Source organism: Massilia aurea, from assembly GCF_024753205.1.
Classification (GTDB): Bacteria; Pseudomonadota; Gammaproteobacteria; order Burkholderiales; family Burkholderiaceae_D; genus Telluria; species Telluria aurea.
Window position 1 is genome coordinate 86779 of record NZ_JANUGZ010000006.1, and the last position, 13083, is coordinate 99861.

Genomic DNA, 13083 nt, shown 5'->3' on the forward strand with positions numbered 1-13083 from the left:
GGGGTTGGCCGTGCTGGCCATCCCGGCTGCGGACGGTTACGTCAGGCGGGGCGTGGCGACCTTCACGTCACCGCACTGCGCGCGGTGCATCAAGGCGTGATCGATCAGCACCAGCGCCAGCATCGCTTCGGCAATCGGCGTTGCGCGGATGCCCACGCACGGGTCGTGGCGCCCGAAGGTTTCCACCAGCGCCGGATTGCCTTCCTTGTCGATCGAGCGGCGTGGCACGCGGATCGACGAGGTCGGCTTGATCGCCAGCGACACCGTGATGTCCTGCCCCGTTGAGATCCCGCCCAGCACCCCGCCGGCATGGTTGCCGACAAACCCTTCTTGCGTCAGCTCGTCGCCATGCTCGGAACCTCGCTGCGCGACCGAGGCAAAGCCGGCGCCGATTTCCACGCCCTTGACGGCATTGATACCCATCATCGCGTAGGCGATGTCGGCGTCGAGCTTGTCGTAGATCGGCTGGCCCCAGCCCACCGGCACGCCACGTGCGATGACGTCGATGCGCGCGCCGATCGAGTCGCCATCGCGGCGCAACTGATCCATTGCATCTTCCATGCGCGCCAGCAGCGCGGCGTCGCCCGTGGCGGCAAAGAACGGATTGGCGTGCACGTGCTCCCAGCCGTCAAATGGCACGTCGATATCGCCCAGCGCGCGCATGCAGCCCAGGAACTCGGTGCCGTACTGCTCGCGCAACCATTTTCTGGCGACGGCGCCCGCGCCCACCACCGGCGCCGTCAGGCGCGCCGATGAACGCCCGCCCCCGCGCGGATCGCGCACGCCATATTTGTGCCAGTACGTATAGTCGGCGTGCCCGGGCCGGAAACTCTCGGCGATATTGCCGTAATCCTTGCTGCGCTGGTCTTCGTTGCGGATCAGCAGCGCGATCGGCGTGCCGGTCGTGACGCCCTGGTAGACGCCGGACAAGATCTCGACCCGGTCGGGCTCCTGGCGCTGCGTGACGTGGCGCGACGTGCCCGGCTTGCGACGGTCGAGGTCGGCCTGGATATCGGCTTCGGTCAGCGCCATGCCGGGTGGGCAGCCATCGATGACGCAACCGATCGCGGGACCGTGCGACTCGCCGAAAGTGGTAACGGAAAACAGCTTGCCAAATGTATTGCCGGACATGGATATGAAGGGGTGCGGTTTGATCGAAAAGGCATTCTAACAGGCCATCCGGCAAGCAGAAACCGACAATCTGCAATCGACCCTCGCCAAAATGTTTCTATCAGGCTATATTTAACAAGATATATTCTCTGTTGAATAACTGCTGGTTTCCTTTCCTATTTACAAATGCCTATATACTTGACGTATACATGCCAAGCCTCCCTGGAGACGTAGCACATGCCAGCTTCGACGCCGCCCGCCGACCCACTGCAGGATGACCCCATGACGGATGACCTCGTATTTGCCGACGAAGTCGATGCAACCGTCACTACACGGCCACCGTGGCGCATCCTGGTCGTCGACGACGATGCCGATGTCCATTCGACGACCACCTTCGCACTGGATAATGTCGTCATGCAGGGGCGGCCGCTGGCGTTCCTGCACGCCTACTCGGCCGCCGAGGCGTTTGCGCTGCTGGGCCGGGAAAACGATATTGCCGTGATTCTGCTGGACGTCGTGATGGAGCGCGCCGACGCCGGCCTGCAACTGGTGCGCCGCATTCGCGAAGAGCTGGACCTGCATGACGTGCGCATCATCCTGCGTACCGGCCAGCCTGGCTATGCGCCCGAAATGGAGGCGATCCGCGGCTATGACATCAACGATTACCGCACCAAGTCCGAACTGACCCGCACCAAGCTCTATACGGCAGTGGCAGCTGCCATCCGCTCGTACGAGCAACTCTGCGCGCTCGAAGCCAACCGGGTCGGGATGGAGCACATTGTCGCTGCCTGCGCGCAGCTGCTGGCCCTTCACGGCGTGCGTGACGTGGCATATGGGATCCTGGCCCAGGCCGCCGGACTGGTCGGGCAGCCGGTCGACGGCGTGCTCTGCACGCGGGAGTTCAGCGATGGCACTGGCGCAGTCGGCGCGCTGTGCGTGGTGGCCGCCTGCGGCGACAGCCGTGACCTCGACGGCTGCGAGCTCGGCGCCCAATACGACGATCCGCACGTGACCCGGCTCGCACTGGCCGCCGAGCGCACGCTCGTGCAGCGCGGCTGCACGACCGACGACGGCATGCTGACCTTGTTCTTCCCCGGCAAGGCCGGACGCGATTTCGTGGCCTGCATGCCGCTCGAACGCCCGATCAGCGACGTCGAGACGCGCCTGCTGAAGGTCTTTTGCGGCATGGTGGCTGTCAGCCTGGACAATTGCGAACTGGTCACCGACCTGAACAAGTCGGCGTTCCACGATCCGCTCACCGGCCTGCCCAACCGCACGCGCATGATCGAGCTGATCGACGCCACGCTGGCCACGGGCGCCGACAACGACGCCGTGCTGGCGCTGGTCGACATCGACCACTTCGCCGAAACCAATGACGCACTCGGGCACCGCTTCGGCGACCTGCTGCTGGCCGCCGTCGCCAGGCGCCTGTGCACGCGCCTGGCGTCCCCAGTCGCGCCCGGTCTCGCACCGACGCTGCATATCGGCCGCATCGGCGGCGACATCTTTTGCGTGCTGGGCGGTGCCGAGCTGGTCCAGCCGGCCGCGCTGCAGACGTTGTTTCTCGACGCATTCCACATCGATGGCCAGGACGTCCAGGTGTCGTCCACGCTCGGTCTCGTTTGCCTCCGCGAGCACGATGGCAGCGGCGCCGATGCCCTCAAGGACGGCGACATCGCACTCAAGCGCGCCAAGCTGCAGCAGCGCGCCGGCCATTGTTATTTTTCGCGCAGCATGGGCGTCGAGATTCGCGAGCGGGTGCGCATGATGCATGCGCTGCGCAGCGGCTTCCAGCGCGGCGAACTGTTCCTGGATTACCAGCCGCAGATCGACCTGACCACCAACCGCGCCATCGGCGCCGAAGCGCTGCTGCGCTGGCGCCAGCAGGATGGCAAGCTGGTCCCACCCGACCGCTTCATCCCGATTGCCGAATACTCGGGCCTGATCGTGGAGATCGGCGAATGGGTGCTGCGCGAAGCCTGCGCGGAGCTGCTGCGCCTGCGCGCCGCCGGCCACACGGCATTTACCATGTCGGTCAATGTCTCGCAGGTACAGCTGCGGCATCCGCACTTTCTCGACATGCTGCGCCGCGCGCTTGCCGATACGGGCGCACCGCCCGACTTCATCGAACTGGAGATCACGGAATCGATGGCCATGGAAGAGCCGGCCGCGCTCGTCGAAAAACTCGCGCACGTCAAGCGCACCGGCGTGTCGATCGCGATCGACGATTTCGGCACCGGGTTTTCATCGCTGTCGCACCTGCAGCGGCTGCAGGTGGACCGGCTCAAGATCGACCGCACGTTCGTCACCGAGATTACCGGCTCGGCGCGCGGCAGCAGCATCGCGCAGATGGTGGTGCAGCTGGGCCGCAACCTGGGCTTGTCGGTGATTGCAGAAGGGGTGGAAGACGAGCGCCAGGCGCAGATCCTGCGCGAACTCGGTTGTCCGCTGGCCCAGGGCTACCTGTATTCGCGGCCGCTGTCGCCAGAAAACCTGCTGGCCTGGCTGGCCGACAGACCGGTCACGCGCGCGGCGTGACCGGTGACATGGTCAGTCCGGCGCGTTCTGCTCGGCTGGCCAGTCGCGGATATAGGCCTTGAGCATGCGGTTCTCAAAACTTTGCGCTTCCAGCACGGCGCGCGCCACGTCGTAGAACGAGATCACGCCCAGCAGCGTGCGTGCATCCATCACGGGCAGGTAGCGCGCATGCTTTTCCAGCATGATGCGGCGTACCTCGTTGACTTCAGTCTCCGGCGTGACGGTGATCGGGCTGTCGCCCATGTGACGACGCACCGTGCCGGCGCCCACCGCGCCGCCATTGGCGTGCAGCGTCTTGAGCACTTCGCGGAACGTCAGCATGCCCACCAGATCGCCGTATTCCATGACGACGAGTGAGCCGATATCGTTCTCGGACATCGTGGTTACGGCCTCGACCAGGGGCTGGTCAGGCGTCACGGTGTACAGGATATTGCCCTTCACTTGCAGGATTTCCGAAACTTTCATGCTGGCCACCCCCGCGCGGTCAATACTGCTGTTGGATAAATTTGTATAAGGCATAACGCCGACTGTAGCCTATGCCCGGTAAAAAATCCAGCATTGCGCCACCTCAAGGTGCGGGCACGGCCGCAGAATGGTGCAGTGCAGATTGCGCAAACGGCCAACGCTGCTAGGATGGCGCTCTTCCATCCAGACAGGCTATCTGACATGCAACTCACGATCGACGGGCATATCGCCTTTTGCCATACCGGCGACAACCCGTTCGACCCGGCGCTGCCCACGGTCGTGCTGGTGCACGGCGCCCTGAACGACCACGCGGTGTGGACGCAGCAAAGCCGGGCGCTGGCCGCGCGCGGCTTTGCCGTGCTGGCGCCCGACCTGCCGGGCCATGGACTCAGCAGCGGGCCGGCATTGCGCTCGGTCGAGGCGCTGGCCGACTGGCTGATCGCCCTGCTCGATGCGGCTGGCGTCGAGCGTGCGCTGCTCGCCGGGCACAGCATGGGTTCACTGGTCGTGCTGGAAGCGGCGTACCGGGCGCCGCAGCGCGTCGCCGGCCTGGCCTTGCTGGGCGCCACGTTCCCGATGAAGGTGGCCGACGCTCTGCTCGCTACTACCCTGGAAGATCAGCACGCCGCCATCGACATGGTCGTGGCCTGGTCGCATGCGCCGGCGACTGACCCATCAGTTGCCGACGCCGCGCGTGACATGATGCAGCGACTGGCAGCCGGTAGCAGTGAGCCACTGCTGCACACCGATCTGGCCGCGTGCAATGCGTACGCCAACGGCATGACGGCCGCCGCGACAGTCACCTGTCCGGTCGTGTTCGTGCAGGGAGCGCAGGACAAGATGACGTCGCCGCGCAAGGCCGGGTTGCTGACCGACGCGATCGCCCATGCAACCATCGTCACGGTCGAGACGGGCCACGCGATGATGCAGGAAGCGCCCGAGGCGGTGTCGAACGCGCTGCTGGCGCAGGCTGAACGACTGATCAGCTGACCGGCTCGGCAGCCGCGTCGACGTCGGCGGCGGCGTCCCCGGCATCGCCAGTGTCGCCGAAGTGCTCACGCAGGGTTTCGCCCAGCCCGGCCTCGACCGCCTCTTCGACCCGGCGCGCCAGCGCGCCGGTGTCGAGCGACAGGGCGGTATCGGGGCTGGCCTCTTCCTCGCGCTGCACGGCCTCCTCCACCGCAAAGTCGAACACGAACAGGCGATACACGTCGGCCAGGCGCAGCGTATCCGGGTCAGCCAGCAGCACCCAGTGCTCCTGGCTGGCGCGCTTGGTGTGGCGCCAGCTGATCTTTGCCGGCGCCTGGTCGTGCACGCGCCCGACCCAGCCTTCGGCCACCATCCGGTGCAGCAGGCGCGCCAGTTCGTTGTAACCGATACGCGTGTGATGGCGGATGGTGCTACCGGACACGAGCGCCGTGCCACTGAGCTTGGCGCTACCGTGCAGGACCTTCAGCACCGACATCGCGTCGACGAAGGCGCCACCGGGCGCGGCCTGGTACCACCAGCGTTCGTATTTGACGACCGGCAGCGCCGCCGTCAACAAGGCGCCCACCAGCGTGATCATCCAGGTGACATAGATCCAGACCAGGAACAACGGCAGCGCGGCCAGCGCGCCATAGATGATGGCGTAGGTTGGAAACTGGCGGATGAAGAGGCCAAACACGCGCTTGGCCACTTCGAACGCGATCGCGGCAGCGAGCGCGCCCCAGAACGCGTCGCGCCAGGCGACGTGGCGATTCGGCACCGCCACGTACAGCAGCGTGTAACCACCTGTCGTCGCGGCAATCGATGCCAGCGTGAAGGCCAGCGTGGCCAGCACGCTGGCATCGCGTTCCAGCCCGCCGGTGACGTCAACCAGTTGCGACGTGAAACTGAGCGAGGCGCCGAACAGGATCGGACCCAGCGTGATCAACGCCCAGTACACCAGCAGGCGCTGGGTCCACGGACGGGGCTGGCGCACGCCCCAGATCTGGTTGAAGACCCGCTCGATCAGGCTCATGGTCGCGGCCGTCGTAAACAGCAGCGCCACGGCGCCCAGCGCCGACAGGCCCTTGGCCTTGCTGGCGAACTGGGTCAGGTTTCCACTGATCGTGCTGGCAATGGCCGGCGGCATCAGGTTCTGCACGAACCAGGCGTCGACCATCGTGCGCACCTGGCCGAACGCCGGGAACATCGTGAAAATGGCCAGCACGATCGTGAGCAGCGGCACCAGCGCCAGCGTGGTCGTAAACGTCAGGCTGCCGGCAACCTGCGGCAGGCGCTCTTCGCGCAGGCGGCGCAGCGCAAAGCGCACCAGATCCTTGGCTTCGGCCCGCGTCAGGCTACGTTCGAGACTGCCGTCGGCGCTGTCGGTAACAGTGTGGGAAGGATGCTGCGGCGGTTGGTTCGGCATGGCCATGGAAATACCCGATTCAGGCCACGAATTGGGCGTCAACCCGGGCATGTCACTTCAACAAAGCGCACTATAATACCAAGGATGAACACGAACCCTTTGAGCATCCTGGTTTTGTACTACTCCCGCCACGGCGCCACGCGCAAGCTGGCAGAACTGATCGCCCAGGGCGTCGACAGCGTCCCCGGCGCCGAGGCGCGCCTGCGCACCGTGCCCGCCGTGTCATCGGTGGCCGAAGCGACTGCACCGTCGATCCCCGAGGATGGCGCGCCGTATGTCGAGGCGGCCGACCTGGCCGAATGCGCGGGCCTCGCGCTGGGCTCGCCCACGCGCTTTGGCAATATGGCCTCGAGCATGAAGTACTTCCTCGACGGCACCGCCGCCGAGTGGGTCAATGGCACGCTGTCGGGCAAGCCGGCCGTCGTGTTCACGTCCACCGGCAGCCTGCATGGCGGGCAAGAGGCAACGCTGCTGTCGATGATGATTCCCCTGCTGCACCATGGCATGCTCGTGATGGGCCTGCCGTACACGCACCCTGAACTGATGAACACCGCCAGTGGCGGCAGCCCGTATGGCGCCACCCACTGGGCCGGCGTCGATGGCAAACGCGCCATCACCGAGGACGAGCGCGCCTTGTCGATCGCGCTCGGTCGCCGCCTGGCAACCGCGGCGCTCAAACTGCACGAAGGTCAATAATGGGCAAAGGCAGAGTCTTTCATATCGGCGCGGTACTCAGCCTGGTCTGGCTGATCGGCTGGCTGGTGGCGTGGGAAGCGTTCGTCGCACCGCTGCAGCCGGGCAGCTGGCTGCTGGCACTGAAAGCGCTGCCGTTGCTGCTGCCACTGCGCGGCGTGATCAAGCGCGACCTGTACACGCTGCAATGGTCGTCGATGCTGATCCTGATCTACTTTGCCGAAGGCGCCGTGCGGGCCTGGGCCGATACCAACCCGCTGTCGCGCCAGATGGCCATCGGTGAAGTCGTGCTGGTGGTCGTGTTCTACGTCTGCGCCCTTCTGTACCTGCGCCCGTTCAAGAAGGAAGCGCAGCGCATGGCCAAGGAATTGCTGGACAAGGTCAAAGTCCCGCATGGTTGACCAGTCAGCGGCCGCCTTCCTGCAAGGGCTGCGCTCTATCGTGGGCGTCGACCATGTCATCACGGATCAGGCCGACATGGCGGGCTACCTGGCCGACTGGCGCGGCCGCTACAGTGGCCGCGCACGCGCTGTCGTGCTGCCGCTGGACACCGATCAGGTCGCTGCAATCGTGCGCCTGTGCGCCGGCGCCGGTGTCCCCGTCGTCCCGCAAGGCGGCCGCACGGGCCTGGTGATGGGCAGCGTGCCCGATACGTCCGGCGACGCCATCGTGCTGTCGCTGCGCCGCCTGAACCGCATCCGCGCGATCGACCCGGCCAACCGTACCATGACGGTCGAAGCCGGCTGCATTCTGGCCGACATCCAGGCCGCGGCGGCAGCGGCTGGCATGCTGTATCCGCTGTCGCTGGCGGCCGAAGGGTCATGCACGATTGGCGGCAACCTGTCGACCAATGCCGGCGGCACCGCCGTGCTGCGCTACGGGAATACGCGCGACCTGTGCCTGGGCCTTGAAGTCGTCAACGTCCAGGGCGAAGTGTGGGATGGTCTGCGCGGCCTGCGCAAGGACAACACGGGCTACGCGCTGCGCGACCTGTTCATCGGCGCCGAAGGCACGCTGGGCGTCATCACAGCCGCGGTGTTGAAACTGTTTCCGGCGCCGCGCGGCATGCTCACGGCCCTTGTCGCGCTGGACTCGCCGCGCCAGGCGCTGGCACTGCTGAATCTGCTGCAGGCGCGCTGCGGCGCCGCGCTGACGGGCTTCGAGCTGATGTCAGCCGTCTGCATGGATCTGGTCGCGCAACAGTTCCCTGCCCTGCCGCAGCCATTCGCCGCGCACCATCCGCAGTATGCGCTCGTGGAATTGTCGAGCAATGAATCCGAAGCGCATGCGCAGGCGCTGCTCGAATCAAGCATTGGCGCCGCGCTGGAAGACGGTATCGCACGCGACGCCGTCGTGGCCACGTCCAGCCAGCAAGCGCTGGGCCTGTGGCGCCTGCGGGAGCACATCCCATTGGCACAGGCGGCTGCGGGCAAAAACATCAAGCACGATATCTCGTTGCCGGTCTCGACGATTCCGGATTTCATCGCGCACACCGACGCCGCGCTCGACCGGGCGTTCCCGGGCTGCGTCCTGGTCACGTTCGGCCACCTGGGCGACGGCAACCTGCACTACAACGTCGCGCCGCCACTGGGTGTCGCGCACGAAGCGTTCCTGCTGGAGCAGGATGCGGTCAACCGGATCGTCCACGACGCGGTGGTCGCGTTTGCCGGCTCGATCTCGGCCGAGCATGGCATCGGCGCGCTGAAACGCGACGAACTGGCGCGCACCAAGTCGCCGGTCGAACTTGGCATGATGCGTGCCATCAAAACCGCGCTCGACCCACTGGGCATCATGAATCCCGGGAAAATCTTATGACCGGGAGCCTGCCATGCGTTGCCTGTGGTGTTTTGTATTGTGCGCGACGTGCTGCGCCATGTGCCGGCTGGCCACGGCCGGCGCGGTCTACAAATGCCATGAGGGAACGCACGTGAGTTACGCTGACCGACCCTGTCCTGGCGCCGGTGCGCCGCTCGCGCTCCCGCCCGCCCCGCAGCCCGATCCCGTGCAGGCCGCGCGCCTCGCTGCCGCCCGCACCGCACTGGCGACCATCGACCGGACACGCGCCGCGCAGGCTGAACATGACGCGCATGAATTCGAGCGCGCCGGGCGTGCCGCGCTGGCCTTGCGCAAGCGCTGCGACAAGCTGCGCCTGCAAGCACGCTGGGCCGGTGAAGACCTGGCGAAGAGCAGCGATGATGCGAAAGCCATCGCACGCGTCAAGGCGCGCCGCATGGCCGAAACACTGGCGGTCGAATGCCCGGGTTGAGCCGGCTCACGCGCTGGCTGCTGCTCGGGGAGTGGCGTGCGCACCCGGTGCGTGCGCTGGTGGCGATTGCGGCGATCGCCGTCGGCGTGTCGATGGGCTTTGCCATCCATCTGATCAACGCCGCGGCCTTCAATGAATTCTCGGCCGCCGTCAAGAGCCTGTCGGGCCAGGCGGACATCCAGGTCCAGGGACGCGAACTGCTGTTTGACGAAGCGGTGTACCCGCAGCTGGCCAGCCATCCGGACGTCGCGGTGGCCGCGCCGATTCTCGAAGTGCAGGCCGGCGTGCCCGGCCAGGACACGCCGCTGCGCATCATCGGCATCGATGCCTTTCGCGCCGGCTTCATCTCGCCCGACCTGACCGGCGTGCCGGGCAACGGCCGCATGCTGGACGTGCTGGCCGACGATGCGCTGTTCCTGTCCCCGGCCGCCGAAGCGTGGCTGGGCAAGCGGCGCGGCGACACACTCAATCTGCGCGCCGGCACCGGCGTCATCACGCTGCGCGTGGCCGGCCCCGTGCAGCGGGCCCGCAGCGGCCAGCGCCTGGCCGTGATGGACATCGGCGCGCTGCAATGGCGCCTCGAACGCGTGGGCAAGCTCTCGCGCGTGGACCTCAAGCTGCGCAGCGGTGTCGACCGCGCCGCGTTCCAGCGCGCACTGACGGCCGATCTCGAGCGCACCTGGCCGGGCCGATTTACCGTCGGCCAGCCGAACGATGCCGACCAGGAAAGCCGCACGTCGAACATGAGCCGCGCCTACCGCGTCAATCTGACGGTGCTGGCTTTGGTCGCGCTGTTCACCGGCGCCTTCCTCGTGTTCTCGACCCAGGCGCTGTCGGTCATGCGCCGGCGCAGCCAGTTCGCGCTGCTGCGCGTGCTGGGCTTCGAACGGGGCCAGTTGCTGCGCCAGGTGCTGCTCGAAGGCGCGAGCCTGGGCGTGGCCGGCAGCTTGCTCGGCATCGGCGCCGGCTACGCGCTGGCCGCCACGGCGCTGCATTACTTTGGCGGCGACCTGGGCGCCGGCTATTTCCCCGGCATTCGCCCGCAGGTCGCGTTCACGCCGGGCGCCGCCGTCGTCTTCTTCGCGCTGGGCCTCGGTGTCGCCTTGCTCGGTTGCCTGGCGCCGGCATGGGAAGCGGCGCGTGCCCGGCCGGCCGTGGCGATCAAGTCCGGCGCCGACGAAGCGCCGCTGTCGCGCCTGGCGCGCGTCTGGCCGTCGCTTGCCTGTCTGGCGATCGCCGCGCTGTTCGCCTTTGCGCCGCCCGTGTTCGAGCTGCCGCTGTTTGGCTACCTGGCGATTGCGCTGCTGCTCGTGGGCGGCATCGGCCTGATGCCGCGCTTTGCCGCCGTCACGTTCCGCGCGCTCGAAGCGCTGCTGGCAAAAAAGCGGCATCCGCTGCCCGTGCTGGCGCTGTCGCTGGGGCGGCTCGCCAATGCGCCGGGCCAGGCCTCGATTGCGCTGGGCGGCATCCTGGCCAGCTTCAGCCTGATGGTGGCCATGGGGATCATGGTGTCGAGCTTCCGGGTCTCGGTCGATGACTGGATGGGCCACATCCTGCCGGCCGACCTGTATGTGCGCACGATCGATGCTGGCGGCACCGGTTACCTGAGCCCGGCGCAGCAGGCCGCCTTGACGGCGCTGCCTGGCGTGCAGCAGATCCAGTTCCTGCGCACGCGGCGCGTGTCGCTGGCGCCCGAGCGGCCACCGGTCGTCGTCATCGCGCGCGACATCGACGTGCGCGATCCGGCGCGCCTGTTGTATCTGGTGGGCGCCAGCGCGCCGATTCCTGCCGGCGCGCGGCCGGCCTGGGTGTCCGAGGCGCTGCTGGATCTGTATGGCGCGCGCGTCGGCCAGACGCTGCGCCTGCCGCTGGGAGGCGCCGAGACGCCGTTCTTTGTGGCCGGCGCCTGGCGCGATTACGCGAACCAGAGCGGCTCGGTCGTCATCCAGCTGGCCGACTACCGCAAGCTGACCGGCGAAGGCGATGTCACCGACGCGGCGCTGTGGACCGGCGACGGAATCGACGCGGCGGCGCTGGAAACCCGTTTGCGCGCGCTGCCGTTCGGCGCGGCGCTCACTTTCATGCGCCCGGGCGACATCCGCGCCGCGAGCCTGAAGATTTTCGACCGCAGTTTCGCCGTCACGTACTTACTGGAGGCGATCGCGATCGCCATCGGACTGTCGGGTATCGCCGCCAGTTTTTCGGCCCAGACTTTGGCACGGGCGCGAGAATTCGGTATGCTGCGCCACGTCGGTGTCACGCGGCGCCAGGTCCTGCAGTTGCTCGCCTTTGAGGGCGGCCTGCTCACCGGCCTGGGCGTCATCGCCGGTTTCGTGCTCGGGCTGACCATCAGCCTGATCCTGGTATTCGTGATCAACCCGCAGTCGTTCCACTGGACCATGGGCCTGCACCTGCCCTGGCCACTGCTGGGCAGCGTGGCCGCGGTGCTGGTGATCGCGTCCGTCGCCACTGCGCTCGTGTCAGGCCGCCAGGCCTTGTCGGGCGGTCCGGTGCGCGCTGTCAGAGAGGATTGGTAATGCGTTTCATCCTGGGTGTACTGCTGTCGCTGTTGACGTTGCTGGCGCTGCCAACGCGCGCCGAACCACCCGTGTTTGCGCCCGTCACGCCCGGCGCGGCGCTGACGTTCCCACGCGACTACGGCGCCCATCCCGAGTTTCGCACCGAATGGTGGTATGTCACGGGCTGGGTCGAGACGCCCGACAAGCGCCCGCTGGGGTTTCAGGTCACGTTCTTTCGCAGCCGCACGGGCGTCGACGGCGCCAATCCAAGCCACTTCACGCCGCGCCAGCTGGTGATCGGCCATGCGGCGCTGTCCGATCCGGCGGTCGGGCGCCTCGTGCACGACCAGCGCAGCGCGCGCGAAGGCTTCGGCCTGGCCTGGGCCCGCCCCGGCAACACCGACTTGAAACTGGACGACTGGCGCATGGTGCGCGACCAGGACGGCACCTACCGCGTGACGATTCGCTCGAACCAGCTGACGCTGGAGCTGCGCCTGCGCCCCACGCAACCGGTGCTGGCACAGGGCCAGGGCGGCTACTCGCGCAAGGGCCCGAGCGCGCAGCATGCCAGCTACTACTACAGCGAACCGCAACTGGCCGTCACGGGCAGCGTGGGCCGCGCCGGCATGGCCGCCACGGCCGTCACCGGGAGCGCCTGGCTCGATCACGAGTGGTCGAGCGAAGCCTTGCAACCCGACGCCGTGGGCTGGAACTGGGTAGGCGCCAACCTCGACGACGGCGGCGCGCTGATGGCTTTCCAGATCCGCGACAAGCAAGGTGGTAAACTATGGGCGCACGCCACGCGGCGCGACAAGGCAGGCAAGGTCACGCATTACGCGCCGGAGCAGATCACGTTCACGCCGAAGACGCTGTGGACGTCCCCACGCACGCAGGCGACCTACCCGATCGCCACCACGATCACCACCGGCGACCAGGTATGGCAGATCGTCCCGCTGCAGAACGACCAGGAACTCGATTCGCGCCGCTCGACGGGCGCCGTGTACTGGGAAGGCGCAGTCACGATCCAGCAGAACGGACGACGCGTCGGCCGCGGCTACCTCGAAATGACCGGCTATGTGCAGCCGATGAAATTATAA

General features: G+C 67.0%; 11 protein-coding genes. 8 read left to right on the top strand and 3 right to left on the bottom strand.

Annotation, left to right across the window (positions count from 1 at the left end; genetic code table 11):
* Positions 1–36: 36 nt before the first annotated feature.
* Positions 37–1131 carry a chorismate synthase gene (gene aroC / locus NX775_RS22040; protein WP_183552025.1) on the bottom strand — a complete coding sequence of 365 codons (1095 nt, stop codon included), beginning with the start codon at positions 1129–1131 and terminating at the stop codon, positions 37–39.
* A 216-nt stretch (positions 1132–1347) separates the two neighbouring features.
* On the opposite strand from aroC, the gene NX775_RS22045 reads away from it, so the two are divergent.
* Entirely contained in the window at positions 1348–3648 is a 2301-nt protein-coding gene (locus tag NX775_RS22045; RefSeq protein ID WP_370660612.1) for an EAL domain-containing protein, read from the top strand.
* A 12-nt stretch (positions 3649–3660) separates the two neighbouring features.
* Here NX775_RS22045 and NX775_RS22050 read toward each other — a convergent pair whose 3' ends face one another.
* Complete coding sequence (locus NX775_RS22050; RefSeq protein ID WP_258837928.1) at positions 3661–4113, bottom strand: CBS domain-containing protein; 453 nt, start codon at positions 4111–4113, stop codon at positions 3661–3663.
* A gap of 201 nt (positions 4114–4314) precedes the next feature.
* Here NX775_RS22050 and NX775_RS22055 point away from each other — a divergent pair, with 201 nt between their 5' ends.
* Complete coding sequence (locus tag NX775_RS22055) at positions 4315–5103, top strand: alpha/beta fold hydrolase (RefSeq protein WP_258837929.1); 789 nt, start codon at positions 4315–4317, stop codon at positions 5101–5103.
* On the opposite strand, the gene NX775_RS22060 is transcribed toward NX775_RS22055, so the two are convergent.
* Positions 5096–6514 (bottom strand): YihY family inner membrane protein, encoded by a 1419-nt coding sequence (locus NX775_RS22060; protein WP_307732383.1) that lies wholly within the window; start codon positions 6512–6514, stop codon positions 5096–5098. The two genes, NX775_RS22055 and NX775_RS22060, sit on opposite strands and share 8 nt — an antisense overlap.
* Before the next feature lie 78 nt (positions 6515–6592).
* Here NX775_RS22060 and wrbA point away from each other — a divergent pair, with 78 nt between their 5' ends.
* From wrbA to NX775_RS22090, 6 genes are all read left to right on the top strand, one after another.
* Positions 6593–7204, top strand: coding sequence for an NAD(P)H:quinone oxidoreductase (gene wrbA / locus NX775_RS22065; protein ID WP_183552021.1), 612 nt, complete (start codon positions 6593–6595; stop codon positions 7202–7204).
* Positions 7204–7602, top strand: coding sequence for a DUF2069 domain-containing protein (locus NX775_RS22070; protein WP_183552018.1), 399 nt, complete (start codon positions 7204–7206; stop codon positions 7600–7602). Before wrbA ends, NX775_RS22070 begins: the two co-directional genes overlap by 1 nt.
* Positions 7595–9016, top strand: a complete 1422-nt coding sequence (locus NX775_RS22075; protein ID WP_258837930.1) for an FAD-binding oxidoreductase — start codon at positions 7595–7597, stop codon at positions 9014–9016. The genes NX775_RS22070 and NX775_RS22075 overlap by 8 nt, the downstream gene beginning before the upstream one ends.
* Positions 9017–9128: 112 nt before the next feature.
* A complete protein-coding gene (locus NX775_RS22080; RefSeq protein ID WP_258837931.1) occupies positions 9129–9467 on the top strand; it encodes a DUF4124 domain-containing protein in 339 nt (112 codons plus the stop codon).
* A complete protein-coding gene (locus NX775_RS22085; RefSeq protein WP_258837932.1) occupies positions 9455–12004 on the top strand; it encodes an FtsX-like permease family protein in 2550 nt (849 codons plus the stop codon). The genes NX775_RS22080 and NX775_RS22085 overlap by 13 nt, the downstream gene beginning before the upstream one ends.
* Positions 12004–13083: a lipocalin-like domain-containing protein gene (locus NX775_RS22090; RefSeq protein ID WP_258837933.1), complete on the top strand. Its 1080-nt coding sequence runs from the start codon at positions 12004–12006 to the stop codon at positions 13081–13083. Before NX775_RS22085 ends, NX775_RS22090 begins: the two co-directional genes overlap by 1 nt.